The sequence below is a fragment of the Streptomyces sp. NPDC002018 genome, from assembly GCF_042890865.1.
In the GTDB taxonomy this organism is placed as follows: Bacteria; Actinomycetota; Actinomycetes; order Streptomycetales; family Streptomycetaceae; genus Streptomyces.
Genome location: NZ_JBIASO010000003.1, coordinates 1 through 19,873 on the forward strand (window position 1 = coordinate 1; position 19,873 = coordinate 19,873).

At 70.3% G+C, this 19,873-nt stretch carries 15 protein-coding genes and 1 rRNA gene; 9 read left to right on the forward strand and 7 right to left on the reverse strand.

What is annotated here, in order from left to right:
* Positions 1 to 154 precede the first annotated feature (154 nt).
* A 5S ribosomal RNA gene (gene rrf, locus ACFYYH_RS05675) occupies positions 155 to 271 on the forward strand.
* 135 nt (positions 272 to 406) lie between these two features.
* On the opposite strand, the gene ACFYYH_RS05680 is transcribed toward rrf, so the two are convergent.
* Genes ACFYYH_RS05680 through ACFYYH_RS05700 form a run of 5 tightly spaced genes read right to left on the reverse strand, consistent with a single transcriptional unit; the run spans position 407 to position 5,927 of the window.
* Complete coding sequence (locus tag ACFYYH_RS05680) at positions 407 to 1,717, reverse strand: DUF58 domain-containing protein (protein WP_388546376.1); 1,311 nt, start codon at positions 1,715 to 1,717, stop codon at positions 407 to 409.
* An 11-nt stretch (positions 1,718 to 1,728) separates the two neighbouring features.
* Positions 1,729 to 2,757: an AAA family ATPase gene (locus ACFYYH_RS05685; RefSeq protein WP_388546378.1), complete on the reverse strand. Its 1,029-nt coding sequence runs from the start codon at positions 2,755 to 2,757 to the stop codon at positions 1,729 to 1,731.
* Positions 2,754 to 3,980: a DUF4350 domain-containing protein gene (locus tag ACFYYH_RS05690; RefSeq protein ID WP_388546380.1), complete on the reverse strand. Its 1,227-nt coding sequence runs from the start codon at positions 3,978 to 3,980 to the stop codon at positions 2,754 to 2,756. Before ACFYYH_RS05690 ends, ACFYYH_RS05685 begins: the two co-directional genes overlap by 4 nt.
* On the reverse strand, positions 3,977 to 4,666 hold the full coding sequence (locus ACFYYH_RS05695; protein WP_388546383.1) for a DUF4129 domain-containing protein: 690 nt from the start codon (positions 4,664 to 4,666) through the stop codon (positions 3,977 to 3,979). Before ACFYYH_RS05695 ends, ACFYYH_RS05690 begins: the two co-directional genes overlap by 4 nt.
* A gap of 4 nt (positions 4,667 to 4,670) precedes the next feature.
* Positions 4,671 to 5,927 carry a glycerophosphoryl diester phosphodiesterase membrane domain-containing protein gene (locus ACFYYH_RS05700; RefSeq protein ID WP_388546385.1) on the reverse strand — a complete coding sequence of 419 codons (1,257 nt, stop codon included), beginning with the start codon at positions 5,925 to 5,927 and terminating at the stop codon, positions 4,671 to 4,673.
* Positions 5,928 to 6,121: 194 nt separating this feature from the next.
* Between ACFYYH_RS05700 and mtnA the strand changes: the two genes are divergently transcribed.
* The 7 genes from mtnA to ACFYYH_RS05735 all read left to right on the forward strand — a co-directional run bounded on the left by mtnA (position 6,122) and on the right by ACFYYH_RS05735 (position 14,824).
* Complete coding sequence (gene mtnA, locus ACFYYH_RS05705) at positions 6,122 to 7,279, forward strand: S-methyl-5-thioribose-1-phosphate isomerase (protein ID WP_388546387.1); 1,158 nt, start codon at positions 6,122 to 6,124, stop codon at positions 7,277 to 7,279.
* Between the two features lie 7 nt (positions 7,280 to 7,286).
* A complete protein-coding gene (gene mtrA, locus ACFYYH_RS05710; RefSeq protein ID WP_026245691.1) occupies positions 7,287 to 7,964 on the forward strand; it encodes a two-component system response regulator MtrA in 678 nt (225 codons plus the stop codon).
* A 1-nt stretch (position 7,965) separates the two neighbouring features.
* On the forward strand, positions 7,966 to 9,990 hold the full coding sequence (gene mtrB, locus ACFYYH_RS05715; protein ID WP_388546390.1) for an MtrAB system histidine kinase MtrB: 2,025 nt from the start codon (positions 7,966 to 7,968) through the stop codon (positions 9,988 to 9,990).
* Complete coding sequence (locus tag ACFYYH_RS05720; protein WP_388546393.1) at positions 9,980 to 11,833, forward strand: LpqB family beta-propeller domain-containing protein; 1,854 nt, start codon at positions 9,980 to 9,982, stop codon at positions 11,831 to 11,833. Before mtrB ends, ACFYYH_RS05720 begins: the two co-directional genes overlap by 11 nt.
* A 257-nt stretch (positions 11,834 to 12,090) precedes the next feature.
* Positions 12,091 to 12,813 carry a ComF family protein gene (locus ACFYYH_RS05725; RefSeq protein WP_388546396.1) on the forward strand — a complete coding sequence of 241 codons (723 nt, stop codon included), beginning with the start codon at positions 12,091 to 12,093 and terminating at the stop codon, positions 12,811 to 12,813.
* Between the two features lie 312 nt (positions 12,814 to 13,125).
* Positions 13,126 to 13,821 carry a ribosome hibernation-promoting factor, HPF/YfiA family gene (gene hpf, locus ACFYYH_RS05730; protein WP_388546399.1) on the forward strand — a complete coding sequence of 232 codons (696 nt, stop codon included), beginning with the start codon at positions 13,126 to 13,128 and terminating at the stop codon, positions 13,819 to 13,821.
* 241 nt (positions 13,822 to 14,062) lie between these two features.
* Entirely contained in the window at positions 14,063 to 14,824 is a 762-nt protein-coding gene (locus ACFYYH_RS05735) for a response regulator (protein WP_388546402.1), read from the forward strand.
* 37 nt (positions 14,825 to 14,861) lie between these two features.
* On the opposite strand, the gene ACFYYH_RS05740 is transcribed toward ACFYYH_RS05735, so the two are convergent.
* Together ACFYYH_RS05740 and ACFYYH_RS05745 are read right to left on the reverse strand one after the other, a co-directional pair.
* The gene (locus ACFYYH_RS05740; protein WP_388546405.1) at positions 14,862 to 16,055 is read right to left on the reverse strand and encodes a winged helix-turn-helix domain-containing protein; all 1,194 of its coding nucleotides are present in this window, start codon (positions 16,053 to 16,055) and stop codon (positions 14,862 to 14,864) included.
* Between the two features lie 112 nt (positions 16,056 to 16,167).
* The gene (locus ACFYYH_RS05745; RefSeq protein WP_388546407.1) at positions 16,168 to 16,797 is read right to left on the reverse strand and encodes a GNAT family N-acetyltransferase; all 630 of its coding nucleotides are present in this window, start codon (positions 16,795 to 16,797) and stop codon (positions 16,168 to 16,170) included.
* A gap of 240 nt (positions 16,798 to 17,037) precedes the next feature.
* Here ACFYYH_RS05745 and secA point away from each other — a divergent pair, with 240 nt between their 5' ends.
* Complete coding sequence (secA, locus tag ACFYYH_RS05750; protein WP_388546410.1) at positions 17,038 to 19,863, forward strand: preprotein translocase subunit SecA; 2,826 nt, start codon at positions 17,038 to 17,040, stop codon at positions 19,861 to 19,863.
* The last annotated feature ends 10 nt before the right edge of the window (positions 19,864 to 19,873 follow it).

Genomic DNA, 19,873 nt, shown 5'->3' on the forward strand with positions numbered 1-19,873 from the left:
GGTTGATAGGCCGGATATGGAAGCCAGGTGACTGGTGGAGTTGACCGGTACTAATAGGCCGAGGGCTTGTCCTCAGTTGCTCGCGTCCACTGTGTTAGTTCTGAAGCAATGAACAGCCGTGTGTTATCCGGTCTGTTTCATATGTTCATAGTGTTTCGGTGGTCATGGCGTGAGGGAAACGCCCGGTTACATTCCGAACCCGGAAGCTAAGCCTCACAGCGCCGATGGTACTGCAGGGGGGACCCTGTGGGAGAGTAGGACGCCGCCGAACAATTATTGTGGGGATGCCCCGCACCGTTATGGTGCGGGGCATTTCTGCGTTCACGGCCTGTTCTGAATGCGATGCGCCAGCCGGCCGATTTTCATCGGCCCTCCGTCTTGTACCGGAGGGCCGTGTCGTCGGGTATCAGAGACGTCCCGCCGCTTTCAGCGCGAGATACGCATCCGCGAGAGCCGGAGCCAGTTTCTCCGGGGTGGCATCCACCACGGTGACGCCGTGTCTCCGCAATTGTTCCGCGGTGCGCCGACGCTGTACCTGTGTCTGCGTGCCGGCGGCGGCTTCGTAGACCGCGTCCACTGTGCCGCGCCGCTCACCCATGCTTTCGATATGCGGATCGGCGACGGAGGCGACGAGGACCGTGTGCCGTTTCGTGAGCTGAGAGAGCACAGGAAGCAGCCCTTCCTCGACAGGGGCCGCGTCGAGGCTGGTGATCAACACGACCAGCGATCTGCGTGAGGCGTTCCTCAGCGTGGCGGCGGTGAGGCCGCGAGCATCCGTCTCGACCAGCTCCGGTTCGAGCGGGGCGAGCGCGTTGACCATCGTCGGCAGAACATCTCCCGCGGAACGGCCCAGAACCCGGGCGCGTATACGGCGGTCGTAGGCGAGGAGGTCCACCCGGTCGCCGGCTCGTGAGGCGAGCGCGGTGAGGAGGAGCGTGGCGTCCATGGCCGCGTCGAGCCGGGGAACGTCTCCGACCCGGCCGGCCGACGTACGGCCGGTGTCGAGGACGACGAGGATGTGCCGGTCACGTTCGGGGCGCCAGGTCCGTACGGCTACGGCCGACTGGCGGGCAGTGGCCCGCCAGTCGATGGACCGGGTGTCGTCTCCGGGTACGTAGGCGCGGAGGCTGTCGAACTCGGTGCCCTCACCGCGTGTCAGCACGCTGGTACGGCCGTCCAGCTCGCGCAACCGGGCAAGCCTGGACGGCAGGTGCTTGCGGCTGGTGAAGGGCGGCAGTACCCGCACCGTCCACGGGACGTCGTGGTTGCCCTGGCGGGCCGCCAGGCCCATGGGCCCGTAGGAGCGCACAGTGACGCGTTCCGCTCGACGGTCGCCGCGGCGGGTGGGACGGAGGGACGTGGTGACTCGCCGGCGCTCGCCTGCCGGGACGGTCAGCTTGTGGCGGGAAGCGGCCTGTTCGGTTCCGGCGAACCAGCTACTGGGCGGCCAGGCGTCGCGCAGGTGGGCGCGGAGCTTGCGGCCAGAGGGATTGGTGACGGTGAGCTGGACTTCCGCGCTTTCACCGAGTCGAACAGACGTATCACCACTTCGGGTGAATCGGAGCGTTCGCACTGGTGCGGCCAGGGCGTAGTCGCACAGAATTGCTAGGGAGAGCGGTGCATTGACGGCAAGGATCCCCGCCCAGCCGGGGGCGTAGATGCCGACGGGGAGAGTGCCGAGGGCCGCGAGAAGTGCGGTGCGTCCGGTGAGAGCCACGGTTCACCGCCTCATCGGGGAACGGGGACATTGGCGAGGATCGCGGTGATGACGGAGTCGGCGGTGACTCCTTCCATCTCGGCCTCGGGCCGCAGTTGGACACGATGACGGAGCGTGGGGAGAGCCAGGGCCTTCACATCGTCCGGGATGACATAGTCCCGGCCGGTGAGCCAGGCCCAGGCGCGGGCGGTGGAGAGCAGGGCAGTGGCGCCTCGCGGGGAGACGCCGAGTGAGAGCGAGGGGGAATCACGAGTGGCACGGCAGATATCGACGACATAGCCCGCGATCTCGGGCGAGACGGATGTCTTGGCGACGGCTTCGCGTGCCGCCTGCAGGTCCGCCGGCCCGGCGACGGGCCGCACCCCCGCGGCCTGCAGATCACGCGGGTTGAAGCCTTCCGCGTGTCGGGTCAGGACCCGGATCTCGTCGTCGCGTGACGGCAGCGACACCGTCAGTTTGAGAAGGAACCGGTCGAGCTGGGCCTCGGGGAGCGGATAGGTGCCCTCGTACTCGACGGGGTTCTGGGTGGCGGCGACCAGAAAAGGATCGGGCAGCGGACGTGGTGTGCCGTCGACCGTGACCTGTCGCTCCTCCATCGCTTCGAGAAGTGACGCCTGAGTCTTGGGCGGCGTGCGGTTGATCTCATCGGCCAGCAGCAGATGGGTGAAGACCGGGCCGGGCTGAAAGGAGAACTCAGCGGTTCTGGCGTCATAGACCAGGGATCCGGTGATGTCGCTCGGCATCAGATCCGGGGTGAACTGGATGCGCTTGGTGTCGAGTTCCAGGGAAGCGGCGAGGGCCCGTACCAGAAGAGTCTTCGCGACGCCGGGGACTCCTTCGAGGAGGACATGGCCACGGCAGAGAAGGGCGACGACAAGCCCGGTGACGGCGGGGTCCTGGCCGACCACCGCCTTCGCGATCTCGGCGCGCAGGGCCTCCAGGGAAGCACGGGCGCTGGCGGTGTTCTTAGTGTTCCCGGCGGTCTCAGTGTTTTCGGCGTTCCCGGCGTTCCCGGCGTTCTGTGCGGTCGGGGCACTCATGGGGTGCGTACCTCTCTTTCGAGGGCGTCGAGTTGGTCCGCCAGGCGGATGAGAGTGGCGTCGTCGGCCGGGGCCGGGCCGAAGAGCAGGGTGTGCGGGTCCTTGGTGGTGTCCGCGAGCCGGGAGGAGACGGCCGGGATCAGGGACGCGGGGGAGTGTGCCTCGGCGGCCGGTACGCCGAGGAGGGGTGCGAGACGGTCACGGGCCGCCGAGCGCAGGGCCGATGCCGCGTGGTCCCGGGCATTCGCCCTGCGGTAGAGGCGGGCGCGGCCCTCGGTGGCCTCGGAGGCCCGGATGGCGACCGGGAGCCGTTCGGCCACCAGGGGGCCGAGTCTGCGGGCACGCCAGACGGCGGCGAGCACCGCGGCGAGGAAGAGCTGGAAAGTGCCCCAGAGCCAGCCTGACGGGATCAGATCGAGGAAGCCGCTGTCGCCGCTGTCCTGGGCGGCGGAGGCATCACTGAGCGAGGGGAGGTACCAGACGAGATGAGGCCGGGAGCCGAGGAGTTGCAGGGCGAGCGAGGCGTTTCCCCGCTGGTCGAGGCGATCGTTGTAGAGAAGATCGGGAGAGCCGAGCAGGACGGTGTCACCGGCATCCCTGTCAGTGCCCGTCCCTGCGTCCATGTCCGAGTCTGTTTGCGCCGCGGGGATCCTGAGCAGGGTCGGTGCGCCGTCGCTCGGGTAGCAGCCTTCGGCGCCGGGCGAGTCGGTGACGTACCGCTCGCCGCCGAGGTCGACGGCGCCGGCGCGGTCGGCGATGGGCAGCGGACAGCGCGGGGCTCGTGCCGTGACAGGTGCGGGCGTGCTGGTCCGGATTCCGGGGGCGAGTACGCCGACCGAGGGCGGGCCGGCACCGAGATGGACGGTTCGGCCTCCCGAGAGTGCGGTCGCGTCGCGCAGGAGCCGCTGCTGGTGGACTGTCAGCAGATCGGGCTGGGTGACAAGGAGAGTGGTGTCGGGGCCGGTTGCGGCTGTGGCCTCGTCCAGGGTGGTGACGACTTCGACGGAGACCCCGCTGCCTCTGAGCAGCTCGGCGGCGGCGCGGCTGCCGTACTGGTCCGCGGAGCGGGGGTCGAGGCGGCCGTGGTGGCCGCCCGAGGTGAGGGCGGCCATCACGATCGCTGCCGTCACGAGGATGGCGAGCGCGAGGAGCAGCCCGCGGGCCCGGGTCCAGACCTGGCCGGTGGTGAGGGCGAGCGATGTGGAGCCGGTCGTGGAGGTCACTCGGCCGTTCCTCCGGATGCGGTGCTCAACTGCGGCTTCGTTCGTTCCAGATCGAGATCGAGTTCGCGCAGACGCAGATATGTCCGCCGGTCGGCGGTGCGGCCTCCGTATGTGACGTCGTCGAACTCTCCTGCGGCGGCGCGGAGTCGGGCGGCGTGGGCGGGGAGCGGGCGCCCGGCCTCGGAGGCGGCTTCGTCGGCGGTGCGGCTGGGGCGCGGGTCGAGCAGCGCGCGTTCCTCCAGGGAGCGGACGATGGCGCGCATCCGTTCCTGGACGGCCTCGTTCCAGCGTTCGGCGGCGGCGTGGGCTTCGGCGGTGGCTCGGTGTTCCGCGGCGCTATGGGGGACTTCCTCGAAGAGCGAACCGGCCGAGCCGGGTGTGCGGCGGGGCGTGCCGAGCCGCCACCACAGAGCGGCCAGGAGGGCCACCACGACCAGGACGATGACGGCCAGGCCGAGCGGACCGCCGGGAGCGACCCCGGAAGCCGCGTCGAGGAATTCGCCGATCCACTGCCAGAAGCGGTCGAGTGCGCGCTGGAGGAGGTTCGGGTCGTTCTCGTGGTACATCGGCTTGGACAGTTCGCGTTCCGCCGCTTCACGGGCGGGGGTGCGAGGGGTGTCCACCGGTATGTCGTCGCTCAGGCGTATCAGGACGCGCGCGGACGTCGCTCCCCCGGTGATGGACACCGCATCAGCTTCCGGAAGTGCCGGGGCCCGGCTGTTCGGGGCCGTAGGCCGGTACGCCCGCGGCCCGTGCCAGTTCGAGGTCGAGGGCCTCGCGCCGGATGCGCTGGTCCACGTAGAGGAGGACGGTCACGCCGGCGGAGATCGGATAGGTGATCGTGGTGGCGACCACCGTGCCGATGCCGGTGATGATCAGGAAGGGCCAGCCAAGATCCGTACCGGTGCCGGAGACCAGACCTTCGAGTCCCTCACCGTCCACCGCGGCGGCGAGGATGCCGAAGGGCACCGAGATGACCAGCGTGACGAGGACGGTCAGTACCAGGGTGAGCAGAAGGATGCCGAAGATACGCCACCAGGAACCTCCCACCAGCTTGGCGGAGCGGCGCAAGGACGGCAGGACACCCTGGCGTTCCAGCACGAGTGCGGGCGAGGCGAGGTTGAAGCGGACCATCAGCCAGACGACGACGGCGAGGCCCGCGAATACGCCGAGCACGGAGAGCGCGACTCCCGCGGCCGAGCCCAGCAGCAGGCCGGGAAGGATGCTGATCGTCATGATGGCGGTGCTCATGAGGAGCAGCAGCACGGTCAGGCCCAGGAGTTGGGGGAGCCGGGGCCGTGCCTCGCGCCAGGCCTCGGCGAGCGTGACGGGCCGCCCCAGCACGGAGCGGCTGATCACCACGGTGAGTATCGAGGTCGTGAAGAGGGTGCCGATCACGGTGATGACCAGCGACGGGACGAGCGAGATGAGGCCCTGCTGCGCCGAGTCGGCGGCCTGACGGAGGGCTTCCGAGGGGCTCGGGTCGGGGTCGAGGGCGACCGGCTCGGGAAGGAGGTAGCGCTGGATGAGGATCTCGGTGATCTGGGAGACCACGGCGACGGCGAGGGTGACGCCCAGCACGGTCCGCCAGTGGGCGCGCAGCGTGGAGACGGCGCCGTCCAGGATCTCGCCGACGCCGAGCGGGCGCAGCGGGATCACTCCCGGCTTGGCGGCGGGCGGCCGGCCCCACCCGTAACCGGGCCCCGGGCCGCCGTGAGCGGGGCCGCCGCCCTGGGCGGGGCCGCCCCAGCCCGGCGCGGGCCGCTGCGGCGAGGGTCCGGTGCCGGGGGCGCTCGGCGGGGACCACTGGCCGGCCGGAGGCTGGTCGGCCGACCACTTGGGGGCGGGGCCGCTGTCGTCGGCGGGCTCGGCCGGCCTGGGCACGGCGGGGTCCTGGCCGTCGGACGGGGCGGATCCGGGCGAGGCCCAGCCCGGAGTGTCGTTCACGGTCGTCCACCTCGTGGATTGGTTGCGGGACCGGCTCGGCGAGTCGGCGTTTCAACGGCGCCTGTCCGCGGAGCGGGGTGGCGGGCTGGCAGCCATCGTGCCACGCGTCGCCCCTGGGCGGGCCGGGGGCCGTATCTCCTTCTTGCGTCCGTGCTTGCCTTCATTGTCCGTGCCGTAGCGGGCAGACTGAGCGGATGGTTGATCAGTACGCACAGATCCGGGCCGGCGCGGAGCCGTCCATGCTCCCCTCCATCCGCTGGGACGAGCCGCCGGAAGGGCCCGTGCTGGTGCTTCTCGACCAGACGAGACTTCCGGTCGAGGAGGCCGAGCTGGTCTGTACGGATGTGCCCGCGCTGGTACGGGCGATCCAGACGCTGGCGGTGCGCGGGGCACCGTTGCTGGGGGTCGCGGGCGCCTACGGTGTGGCGCTGGCCGCGCTGCGGGGGTACGACGTGGAGGACGCGGCGGCGCAGCTCGCGCACGCGCGGCCCACCGCGGTGAACCTCGGGTACGGGGTACGGCGGGCGCGTGACGCGTACCGCGCGGCGGCCGCGAGCGGGTCCGGTCTCGACCGCGCGGCGGCGGCCGCGCTCGCCGAGGCCAGGCGGCTGCACCAGGAGGATGCCGAGGCCAGCGCGCAGATGGCGGAGTTTGGGCTTACGCTCCTCGATGAACTGCTGCCGGGTGGCGGCCACCGGATCCTGACCCACTGCAATACCGGGGCGCTCGTCTCGGGCGGGGAAGGCACCGCGTTCGCCGTGGCACTGTCGGCCCACCGGGCCGGGCGGCTGCGGCGTCTGTGGGTGGACGAGACGCGTCCGCTCCTTCAGGGGGCCCGGCTGACGGCGTATGAGGCGGCTCGCAACGGGATGGCGTACACATTGCTCACGGACAACGCGGCTGGTTCGCTGTTCGCGGCGGGAGAGGTGGACGCCGTTCTGATCGGGGCGGACCGGATCGCCGCGGACGGCTCGGTGGCGAACAAGGTGGGGAGTTATCCGCTCGCCGTGCTGGCCAAGTACCACCATGTGCCATTCGTCGTGGTCGCTCCGACCACGACGATCGACCTGGACACCCCGGACGGGGCGTCGATCGAGGTGGAGCAGCGGCCAGGACAGGAAGTGACAGAGGTCACGGCGCCGCAGACAGCGGCGGCGGGAGCGGAGGCGGGGAGCGGGATGCCGGTGGCGCCGCTGGGAACGCAGGCGTACAACCCTGCCTTCGACATCACGCCCCCGGAACTGGTGACGGCGCTCGTCACCGAAAAAGGCGCGCTGTCCCCGGTGACCGGGGCGGGAATCGCGGAGCTGTGTGTCAGGTCACGCCAAGGTAACGATGAGCTAATGGGATGATGTCGATATGAAGGGACGCGTCCTTGTCGTCGATGACGACACCGCACTGGCCGAGATGCTCGGGATTGTGCTGCGTGGTGAGGGGTTCGAGCCGTCGTTCGTAGCGGACGGTGACAAGGCCCTCGCCGCTTTCCGGGAGACCAAGCCGGATCTGGTGCTGCTGGATCTGATGCTGCCCGGCCGGGACGGTATTGAGGTGTGCCGGCTCATCAGGGCCGAGTCCGGGGTTCCGATCGTCATGCTGACGGCCAAGAGCGACACGGTCGATGTGGTGGTGGGGCTGGAGTCGGGGGCGGACGACTACATCGTCAAGCCGTTCAAGCCCAAGGAACTGGTGGCGCGTATCAGGGCGCGCCTGCGCAGGTCCGAGGAGCCGGCGCCGGAGCAGCTGGCGATAGGCGATCTCGTCATCGATGTGGCGGGTCACTCGGTGAAGCGGGAGGGGCAGTCGATCGCGCTGACCCCGCTCGAGTTCGATCTGCTGGTCGCGCTGGCACGGAAGCCGTGGCAGGTGTTCACGCGTGAGGTGCTCCTGGAGCAGGTGTGGGGCTACCGGCACGCGGCGGACACCCGGCTGGTCAATGTGCATGTCCAGCGGCTGCGCTCCAAGGTCGAGAAGGACCCGGAGCGTCCGGAGATCGTGGTGACCGTCCGTGGTGTCGGTTACAAGGCAGGACCGAGCTGACATGTCCGGCGGCGGCGCTGCTCCGAAGCCCGGGGAGCCGGGAGTCCGTGCGGGGCGGGCGGCCGCCCTGGGGCGGCTGTTCTCCCGGTTCGGCCGGCTCTTCCAGAGTGGTCGGCTGCTTCAGGACGGCTCGCCCGGCGGACCGGTGCTGCGGCTTCTGGTGCGCTGGGTGAGGCGGCCGCTGCTGCCCGCCGTACGGCTGTACCGGCGCAATATCCAGCTCAGGGTCGTCGCGGCCACGCTGCTGATGTCGCTCGGGGTGGTGCTGCTGCTCGGATTCGTGGTCATCGGCCAGGTGCGCAACGGTCTGCTCGAAGCCAAGGAGAAGGCGGCCCAGAGCCAGGCGGCCGGTGGCTTCACCGTGGCGAAGGAGAAGGCCGACGCCCCGGCAGCGCCCGGCGGCCGGGACGGCGACGGGACGAGCGGCAGGGCGGGGCGGACCTCCGTCAACTGGCGCTCCGACCTCGTCGAACAGCTCGCCAGTGGAGGGCCGGGGGCCTTCAATGTGGTGGCGCTGAGTCCCGACGCGCAGGACGTGGCCTCCACCAACCGGGCGCCGCGGGTCTCGGGCGGGGTGGATTTCGCCAGTGTCCCCGCCGATCTGCGGTCCGCCGTGGCGCGCGGGACCGGACCGTTCGAGACATACGCCCAGATCAGATACACCGGTGCGACCGAGGACCGGGAGCCGGAGCCGGGGCTGATCGTCGGCAAGCGGCTGAACGATGTCGACGGCAACGCGTACGAGCTGTACTACATCTTCCCGCTGACCCAGGAGGAGCAGTCGCTCAACCTGGTCAAGGGCACGCTCGCCACGGCGGGGCTCTTCGTCGTCGTACTGCTGGGCGCCATCGCCTGGCTGGTGGTGCGCCAGGTCGTCACGCCCGTGCGGATGGCCGCGGGGATCGCGGAGCGGCTGTCCACGGGCCGTCTTCAGGAGCGGATGAAGGTCACGGGCGAGGACGACATCGCGCGGCTCGGTGAGGCCTTCAACAAGATGGCGCAGAACCTCCAGCTCAAGATCCAGCAACTGGAGGAGCTCTCCAGGATGCAGCGGCGGTTCGTCTCCGACGTCTCGCACGAGCTGCGTACCCCCCTGACGACCGTGCGGATGGCCGCCGATGTCATCCATGAGGCGCGGAGCGACTTCGACCCCGTGACCGCGCGCTCGGCCGAGCTGCTCGGCGACCAGCTCGACCGCTTCGAGTCGCTCCTGTCGGACCTGCTGGAGATCAGCCGTTTCGACGCGGGCGCGGCGGCGCTGGAGGCCGAGCCGATAGATCTGAGGGTGGTCGTACGGCGGGTGATCGGCGGCGCCGAACCGCTGGCGGAGGCGAAGGGCAGCAGGATCCGGGTGCTCGGGGACGAGCAGCCCGTGGTCGCCGAGGCCGACGCCCGCCGGGTGGAGCGGGTGCTGCGCAATCTGGTCGTCAACGCCGTCGAGCACGGCGAGGGGCGGGATGTGGTCGTACGGATGGGGGTCGCGGGCGGAGCGGTCGCGGTCGCGGTGCGTGACTACGGGGTGGGACTGAAGCCCGGTGAGGCGACCCGGGTGTTCAACCGCTTCTGGCGGGCCGATCCGGCGCGCGCCCGTACCACCGGGGGTACCGGCCTCGGGCTGTCGATCGCCGTCGAGGACGCACGGCTGCACGGCGGCTGGCTCCAGGCGTGGGGCGAACCCGGAGGCGGCTCGCAGTTCCGTCTGACGCTGCCCCGTACGGCGGACGAGGCGCTGCGCGGCTCGCCCATACCGCTGGAGCCCGAGGACTCCCGGCGCAACCGCGAGCGTGCGGAAGCCGATGACCGCAGGGAGAGCGCGCACCGGCTGGCCGGCATGCCCGTCCAGCAGCGCGTGGACCGGTCCGCGCTGCCCGGGGCGCCGGGCGTGCCGCCGCCCCGCCCCGCCGCGGCGGTGGACCCGGCGGCGATGCCGGGCAGCGGCGCGCGCGTGGTGGCGCGCCCCGCGGGGGAATCCGAGGAGTCCACAGAGCAGGTTACGGAGCGGGAGGACACGATTCGTGGGCGCTGACCGCCGTCGCCACGGTCCGGGACGGGCGGTGAGCGCCCCGGCCCTGCTGGTGGCCGTCGCCGCGCTGCTGGCCGGCTGCGCGTCGATCCCGGACAGCGGCGACGTGGAGCCGGTGAAGGCCTCGCCGCCCGGTGAGTCACAGGTGCGGGTGTACGCCGTGCCGCCCCGCGAGAAGGCGGGGCCGGACGAGATCGTCGACGGCTTCCTGGAGGCCATGACCAGCGACGACCCCGACTTCGCGATGGCCAGGAAGTATCTGACCAAAGAGGCGTCCAGGGACTGGAAGCCGGGGGAGAGCACGACGGTCCTGCGGGCCGCGCCGGATCCCACCCCGGTCAAGGAGCCGCCGTCCGTCACCGGTGACCCCGGGCGCACCTATCCGCTGTACGGGGACCGGATCGCGGATGTGGACGAGGCGCACGCCTATCAGCCGGTCGAGCCGACGCCGTACAACGGAGCGATCCACCTGGTGCAGGAGAAGATCGGGGCGGAGACCAAGGAGTGGCGTATCGACAGCCTTCCGCCGGGGCTGGTGCTCGGCGAGTCGGACTTCCAGCGCAACTACCGCTCCATGAACAAGTACTACTTCGCGTCGGGGGAGAACTGGCTGGTCGCGGACCCGGTCTACATCCGTCAGCGAATAGACCCCACGACGCGGATGGATCCGGTCACACAGGCGGTGAAGGTCCTGCTCGACGGGCCGACCGACTGGTTGAAGCCGGTCGTCGATTCGCCCTTCCCCGCCGGTACGGCCCTTCAGAAGGGCACCAGATCGCTGGAGTTCGACGACCGGAACGCGTTGAAGGTGCCGCTGAACGAGAAGGCGTCCAAGGCGGGGAGTACGCAGTGCCGCAAGATGGCGGCGCAGTTGATCTTCACGCTGCGGGACCTGACCTCCACCCCGGTCAGCCAGGTCGAGTTGCTGGCGGACGGATCCTCGCTCTGTGTGCTCAGCGGGGACCAGGCCGAGGAGTTCGCGCCCGACCGGACCACGGGACGCCCCGACAACCCGTACTTCGTCGACAGTGGCGGGCGGTTGTCGACGCTCCATATGGGCAGTGACGAGAGCGTCGAACCGGTGCGTGTCGTCGGGCCGTTCGGCGACGGCCGGTCGAAGCTCGGCTCGGTCGCGGTGGCACGGGACGAGAAGCACGCGGCGGGCGTCTCGGAGGACGCCAAGTCGCTCCATGTGGCCTCCGTACTCTCCGACGGCGAGCTGGGCGATCCGCTGGTGGAGAGCAAGGGCCCACGCCCGCAGGACCGGTTGTCCGCGCCGAGTTGGGACGGACACGGGGATCTGTGGATCGCCGACCGGGACCCCGGGCAGCCGCGTCTGCTGCGGTTCCCGGAGGGCACGGGCCCGCCGCGGCCGGTCGTGGTCGACGGGCTGGAGGGCGCGCGCATCGAGGCGCTGCGGGTGTCGGCGGACGGTGTGCGGATCGCCCTGCTGCTGGCCAAGGACGGGCGGATCACGCTGCAGATCGGGCGGGTGGAGCGGCATGGCTCCGGGGCCGGGCCGGAGGTGTCCGTGGGCGGTCTCCAGCCCGCGGCCCCGCAGATGGAGTCGGTGACGGCGGTGTCCTGGGCAGGACCCAGCCGGCTGGTCGTGGTCGGCAAGGAGTCCGGCGGTGTGGAGCAGGTGCGCTACATCCAGACCGACGGGTCGACCTCGGCGGCGGGCGTGCTGCCGGGGCTGTCCCCGGTGACGGCGATCGCGGCGGCCGACGACGACCGGCAGCCGCTGGTGGCCGACACCCAGGACGCCGGGATCGTGGGGCTGCCCATGGGGGCGAACTGGCAGACGATGGTCGAGGACGGCTCGTCACCGGTCTATCCCGGCTGATCCCGCCCCTGGGCCCTGGGACGTTCCCGGGGACGTCCGCTCCCGAGTCAGGAGTCCCGAGCCCCGAGCCCCGAGCCCCGAGTTCTGGGCCGACGGGACGCGGGTTCGTGCGGGCCCGTGCGTACCGCCACGCCGGCGGGTACGCGCGGGCACGGGGTGCCTCGGCCGGGGCGGGTGCGCCCCGGCGCCGGGCTTTACCGGAACCAGTCATCCACAGGGGTGGCCGGGGGACCTCCGTCATTGACACAGTGGGTCCCATGCGGGGGTGGTGGCGCGAGATCACCGGCCTGGTGCTGCCGGTCGTCTGTGGTGGATGCGGCAGCCCCAGGACGCTGTTGTGCGAGGACTGCGGGCGGGCCCTCTACGGCACGTGGCCGTGCCGGGTGCGGCCGGTTCCCGAGCCCCTGGGGCTGCCGGTGGTGCACGCGGCGGCGCCGTACGAGGACGCCGTACGGGCCGTTCTGCTGGCGCACAAGGAGCGTGGCGCGCTCGGACTCGCCGCACCGCTGGGCCGGGCCCTGGCCGCGGCCGTGCGGGCCGCCGCGCCGTCCGGTACGGGGGTGGGACCGCTGCTGCTCGTGCCGGTGCCCTCCGCGCGGCGCGCGGTCGGGGCGCGCGGACATGACGCGACCCGCAGGATGGCGCTGGCCGCCGCCGGGGAGCTGAGACGTGCGGGCCGGCCGTGCCGGGTGCTGCCGGTGCTGCGCCAGCGGCGCGCGGTGGCGGACCAGGCGGGTCTCGACGCGCGGAGCAGACGGGTCAATCTCGCGGGGGCGCTGGAGGTGGCCGGCGGGGGCGCGCGGCTGCTGGCGGGCGGCCGGGTGGTGCTGGTGGATGATCTCATGACCACCGGTTCCTCGCTGGTCGAGGCGGCGCGGGCACTGCGTGCCGCGACGGGACCCGGCATTTCCCTGTATGCGCAGGTGAGCGCGGCTGTTGTGGCGGCTCCGCCCCTGTCCTTCGAAATAAACCGGAACTGATCGGGATCTTGCATCGTTGCTGGCAATGGGGGAAGAAAAACACCTGAACAGAGGTACATGCCGGTAGCGGGTGCCGACACCCGTCCGGGAGGGCTATGTTCGGTTATGAGGAATGGCGCAAGCCGTGACGCACTGAATGCACTGGTCTGCTCGGCGTTTTCAGAACCTCGAGAATTGGGGGGATGGGGATCACGTCGACGGGGGAGGAGGAGGTGAAAGTCGCCAAGTCCGAGGCTCCGGTGACTACCGGGGTCTGGTGCAACAGGGAGTAACTCCGCAACGAGGCGGAGTGATCCGGGAACGGAGTTCTGCGTGGACATCGTCGTCAAGGGCCGCAAGACCGAGGTGCCCGAGCGGTTCCGCAAGCACGTGGCCGAGAAGCTCAAGCTGGAGAAGATCCAGAAGCTCGACGGCAAGGTGATCAGCCTCGACGTCGAGGTGTCCAAGGAGCACAATCCGCGGCAGGCCGACCGGTGCGACCGGGTGGAGATCACACTCCACTCCCGCGGCCCCGTGATCCGTGCGGAGGCGGCTGCCGCCGATCCGTACGCGGCGCTCGATCTGGCCACCGGCAAGCTGGAGGCGCGGCTGCGCAAGCAGCACGAGAAGCGGCACAACCGGCGTGGCAACGGGCGGCTTTCGGCCGCCGAGGTCGTGGAAGTCGTTCCTGACGTGGCTCAGTTGAACGCGAACGGCCAGACCGCCGCGGAGGAGGAGGCCGCCGAGGCGGCCGTCCCCACCACCAGGATCGGCACGCTGGAGGTACAGGGTGAAGGGCCTCTGGTCGTCCGGGAGAAGAACCACGCGGCGGCACCGATGACCCTCGACCAGGCGCTCTACGAGATGGAGCTGGTCGGGCACGACTTCTATCTCTTCGTCGATTCCGACACCAAGGAACCCAGCGTCGTCTACCGGCGCCATGCCTACGACTACGGTGTGATCCACCTCAGGACGGACCCGTTCGCCGGCTCGGAGGTCGGCGGCGCGGGCGGCGCCCTCGGCGGCTGAGTCATCGCTCGCACGCGGCCGGCACAAGGGCCGGAGGCCGACCGGGAGTCCGGTCGGCCTCCGTGCTCCGCCGGTGCCCCTGAGCGCCCCCCGCGCCTCAGGGGCACCGGCGTGCGGACCGAAGGATCACCGCTCTGTCATCCAGGCATGAAATCATGACGTCGCAAGCCAACAAGTGGTCTGCGAACTGCGGTTGGCCGGCTCTCATGAACTCGGGCCACGGCCTTCAGGGGGAGGAACGATGGCGGACAGCTTCGGACCGGTGCACAGCGCGGACGATGCCGATGACACGGTCGGCGGCGCCCGGTCCGACGCCGACACGGAACAGGGCGGCTCGGGCAAGGAGCCGATCCGGGTCCTCGTCGTGGACGACCACGCCCTCTTCCGCCGTGGACTGGAGATCGTCCTCGCCCAGGAGGAGGACATCCAGGTCATCGGTGAGGCCGGTGACGGCGCCGAGGCCGTGGACAAGGCCGCGGATCTGCTGCCGGACATCGTGCTGATGGATGTACGGATGCCCAAGCGCGGCGGTATCGAGGCCTGCACCTCCATCAAGGAGGTGGCCCCCAGTGCCAAGATCATCATGCTGACGATCAGCGACGAGGAGGCCGACCTCTACGACGCGATCAAGGCGGGCGCCACGGGCTATCTCCTGAAGGAGATCTCCACAGACGAGGTGGCCACCGCCATCCGCGCCGTGGCCGACGGACAGTCACAGATCAGTCCGTCCATGGCGTCCAAGCTGCTGACCGAGTTCAAATCGATGATTCAGCGCACCGACGAGCGCAGACTCGTCCCCGCGCCGCGGCTGACCGAACGTGAACTGGAAGTCCTCAAACTGGTGGCCACGGGAATGAACAACCGTGATATCGCCAAGGAGTTGTTCATCTCCGAGAACACCGTGAAGAACCATGTCCGCAATATCCTGGAGAAGCTGCAACTGCACTCCAGGATGGAGGCGGTGGTCTACGCGATGCGGGAGAAGATTCTCGAGATCCGCTGAGTGGTCGCCGAGCGGTCGCGCGGTGGCCGCCGGGCAATCAGAGAGCGGTGAGCGCGTCGGCCAGCGGGCCGCGCAGCTCCGGCGCGTCGACGCGCTCCACCCGCACGTCCGAGCAGCCGACCCACTCCGCCGCTTCCCGCAGCGCCTGGGCCATGGGAAGCACGGCCTTGCGGCCCTCCAGGGACACCTGCTTGGCCACCAGCGTCTTCCCCTCGCGCGCCGGGTCGACCCGGCCCAGCAGTCGGCCACCGGCCAGCAGCGGCATCGCGAAATAGCCGTACACCCGCTTGGGCTTGGGGACATAGGCCTCCAGCCGGTGGCTGAAGCCGAAGATCCGCTCTGTGCGGGCCCGCTCCCAGATCAGCGAGTCGAACGGTGACAGCAGGGTCGTACGGTGCCGTCCCCGGGGAGCGCTCGCCAGCGCCTCGGGATCGGCCCAGGCGGGCTTCCCCCACCCCTCCACCGTCACCGGCACCAGCCCCGAGTCCGCGACCACGGCGTCGAACTGCTCGCCCTTGAGACGGTGGTAGTCGGCGATGTCGGCGCGCGTGCCGACACCGAGCGACCGGCCCGCGAGCCCGACGAGCCGGCGCAGGCACTCCCGGTCGTCCAGATCGTCATGGAGGAGCGTGTCGGGAACGGCGCGCTCCGCGAGGTCGTACACCCGCTTCCAGCTCCGCCGGCCGGTGCACACGACCTCGCCGTACATCAGCGCGCGCTCGACGGCGACCTTCGCCTCGGACCAGTCCCACCACGGCCCGCCGTTCTTGGCGCCGCCCAGCTCCGTGGCGGTCAGCGGGCCCTCCGCGCGCAACTGCTTGATCACCGCCTCGTACGCGCCGTCCGCGAGGTCGTGGTACCAGTGCGGGCGGGCGCGGTAGGCGCGGCGGCGGAAGGCGAAGTGCGGCCACTCCTCGATGGGCAGGACGCAGGCCGCGTGGGACCAGTACTCGAACGCGTGCGGGCGCGGCGAGGGCCCGCCGGGGGGCGCGGGCGTCCAGTAGGCGTCCTCGACCGCCCTGCGGCCGACGGCGCCCAGCCGCGCGTACGGAATCAGCTCGTGCGACCGCGCCAGCACCGAGATCGTGTCGAGCTGGACGGCGCCGAGATGGCGCAGGACCCCCCGGACGCCACCGCGCCGGTCGGGCGCCCCCAGGAACCCCTGGGCGCGCAGCGCTATACGGCGGGCGTCGTCGGCGGACAGCTCGGCGGCGGGCGGCACAGTCGTCATGGTCCGCACGATAGACGGCGCCACTGACACCCGGATCCGGCGGCCGGGTGCTGTCCGGCCCCGGGCCCGGCGGCCGCGTCCCGTACTGAGGGCCGGCGGCCGGGTCCGGTGCTCAGGTCTGGGCGGGTACGTCCGGGGCCGGGGCGGGCAGGCCCCCGGTCCGGGCCGCCGCCGCGGGCGCCGGCAGATACGGGTGGACGCTCGGCAGCCCCAGATCGGACGGGAGCAGCGCGCCTATCCAGCAGTCACGCAGGGTCTCCTTGTTGAGCAGCCCCGCGCGCAGGACGCCCTCCACCCTGAAGCCGGCCTTCTCCGCGACGGCCCGCGAGGCGGCGTTGCCGACCTCCGCACGCCACTCCAGCCGCTCCGCGGCCAGCGTCGTGAAGGCCCAGCGGGCCAGCGCGGTCACGGCCTCCGTGACATAGCCGCGGCCCCGGTGCTCCCTGGCCGTCCAGAAGCCGACCTCCCAGGTGCCGGGGCGGGGGTGGTGCAGGCTGAGCGCGGCGATCACCGGACCGCCGCCGCGCGGCTCCGCGGCGAAGGTGTACTCCGTGTCGTGGAGCCAGCCCTCCGGGACCGTCCGCCCGGTGAAGTCCTCCGCGTGCCGCCGTTCGTACGGCGAGGGCACCGGTATCCAGCGCTGGATCTCCGGATCCTGGCAGGCCGCGAGAATGTCGTCGGTGTCGGCGGGTGTCGGCGGCCGCAGCCGCAGCCGCCGGGTGGTGAGAACGAGGGGTTCCATGCCCGGATTCTGCCGGGGCGTTCCCCTTGTCACGACTACTTTTCGGATCGCACCGGCACCTTCGGCGGGGTCCGCGCGTTCTTCTTGCGGGTGACAGCAGGCCCGCGTGACGTCGGCCCTCCCGGCACAGGCGGGTCCTCGCTTACGATGGCCGTTGCGGTGGGGCCCGCCTGCCGTGCCCGCGCCCGTGTCCGTATCCGACCCACGTGCCCGGCCCGACCGGCAAGGAGACCAACCTCAGTGTCCGTCTTCAACAAGCTCATGCGTGCAGGCGAAGGCAAGATCCTGCGCAAACTGCACCGCATCGCGGACCAGGTCAACTCCATCGAAGAGGACTTCGTGAACCTCTCCGACGCCGAGTTGAGGGCGCTCACCGCCGAGTACAAAGAGCGGTACGCCGACGGCGAGAGCCTGGACGACCTGCTCCCCGAGGCCTTCGCCACCGTCCGCGAGGCGGCGAAGCGCGTCCTCGGCCAGCGCCACTACGACGTCCAGCTCATGGGCGGCGCGGCGCTGCATCTCGGCTTCGTCGCCGAGATGAAGACCGGTGAGGGCAAGACCCTCGTCGGCACGCTGCCCGCCTATCTGAACGCGCTGTCCGGCAAGGGCGTCCATCTGATCACGGTGAACGACTACCTGGCCGAGCGTGACTCCGAGATGATGGGCCGCGTCCACAAGTTCCTGGGCCTCGACGTCGGCTGCATCCTGGCGAACATGACGCCCGCGCAGCGCCGCGAGCAGTACGCCTGCGACATCACCTACGGCACCAACAACGAGTTCGGCTTCGACTACCTCCGCGACAACATGGCGTGGTCGCAGGAGGAACTGGTCCAGCGCGGCCACAACTACGCGATCGTCGACGAGGTCGACTCGATCCTGGTCGACGAGGCCCGTACACCGCTGATCATCTCCGGCCCCGCCGACCAGGCCACCAAGTGGTACGGCGACTTCGCCAAGCTCGTGACCCGGCTGACCAGGGGCGAGGCCGGCAACCCGCTCAAGGGCATCGAGGAGACCGGCGACTACGAGGTCGACGAGAAGAAGCGCACCGTCGCCATCCATGAGCCGGGTGTCGCGAAGGTCGAGGACTGGCTGGGCATCGACAATCTGTACGAGTCGGTGAACACCCCGCTGGTGGGTTATCTGAACAACGCCATCAAGGCGAAGGAACTCTTCAAGAACGACAAGGACTACGTCGTCATCGACGGCGAAGTCATGATCGTGGACGAGCACACCGGCCGTATCCTCGCCGGCCGCCGCTACAACGAGGGCATGCACCAGGCGATCGAGGCGAAGGAAGGGGTGGACATCAAGGACGAGAACCAGACCCTCGCCACGATCACCCTCCAGAACTTCTTCCGCCTCTACGGCAAGCTCTCCGGCATGACCGGTACGGCCATGACCGAGGCCGCCGAGTTCCACCAGATCTACAAGCTGGGCGTCGTGCCGATCCCGACGAACCGGCCGATGGTCCGTATGGACCAGTCCGACCTGATCTACCGCACCGAGGTCGCCAAGTTCGCCGCGGTCGTCGACGACATCGTGGAGAAGCACGAGAAGGGGCAGCCGATCCTGGTCGGCACCACCTCGGTCGAGAAGTCCGAGTACCTCTCGCAGCAGCTCAACAAGCGTGGCGTCCAGCACGAGGTGCTCAACGCCAAGCAGCACGACCGGGAGGCGACGATCGTCGCCCAGGCCGGCCGCAAGGGCGCCGTCACCGTCGCCACGAACATGGCCGGCCGTGGCACGGACATCAAGCTCGGCGGCAACCCCGACGACCTGGCCGAGGCGGAGCTGCGCCAGCGCGGGCTGGACCCCGTCGAGCACGTCGAGGAGTGGGCGGCCGCCCTGCCCGCCGCGCTGGAGAAGGCCGAGCAGGCCGTCAAGGCGGAGTTCGAGGAGGTCAAGGACCTCGGCGGGCTCTATGTCCTCGGGACCGAGCGGCACGAGTCACGCCGTATCGACAACCAGCTCCGCGGCCGGTCCGGCCGTCAGGGCGACCCGGGCGAGTCCCGGTTCTATCTGTCGCTCGGCGACGACCTGATGCGGCTGTTCAAGGCGCAGATGGTCGAGCGCGTCATGGCCATGGCCAATGTGCCGGACGACGTCCCCATCGAGAACAAGATGGTGACGCGCGCCATCGCCTCCGCCCAGTCGCAGGTCGAGCAGCAGAACTTCGAGACGCGTAAGAACGTCCTGAAGTACGACGAGGTCCTCAACCGCCAGCGTGAGGTCATCTACGGCGAGCGCCGCCGTGTTCTGGAGGGCGAGGACCTGCACGAGCAGGTGCGCCACTTCATGGACGACACGATCGACGCCTACATCCAGGCGGAGACCGTCGAGGGCTTCGCCGAGGAGTGGGACCTGGACCGGCTGTGGGGCGCGTTCAAGCAGCTCTACCCGGTGAAGGCCACCATCGACGAACTGGAGGAGGCGGCCGGCGACCGTGCCGGGATCACCGCCGAGTTCATCGCGGAGTCCATCAAGGACGACATCCACCAGCAGTACGAGGAGCGGGAGAACCAGCTCGGCTCGGACATCATGCGTGAGCTGGAGCGGCGCGTGGTGCTCTCCGTCCTGGACCGCAAGTGGCGCGAGCACCTCTACGAGATGGACTACCTCCAGGAGGGCATCGGCCTCCGGGCGATGGCGCAGAAGGACCCGCTGGTCGAGTACCAGCGTGAGGGCTTCGACATGTTCAACGCCATGATGGAGGGCATCAAGGAGGAGTCCGTCGGCTATCTGTTCAATCTGGAGGTCCAGGTCGAGCAGCAGGTCGAGGAGGTCCCGGTGCAGGACGCGGCCGAGCGTCCTTCGCTGTCCAAGCAGGACACGGTGGCCGCGGGCACGGCGCGGCCGGAGATCCGCGCGAAGGGGCTCGACGCGCCGCAGCGGCCGGACCGGCTGCACTTCTCCGCTCCCACGGTGGACGGGGAGGGCGGCATCGTCGAGGGCGACTTCCAGAACGCGGACGGACCGACCCGGTCCACGACGGACGGGCTGACGCGTGCCGAGCGCCGCAAGGCGCAGAAGGGCGGCAACGGCGGCCGTCGTCGCAAGAAGTAGGGCCCAGCAG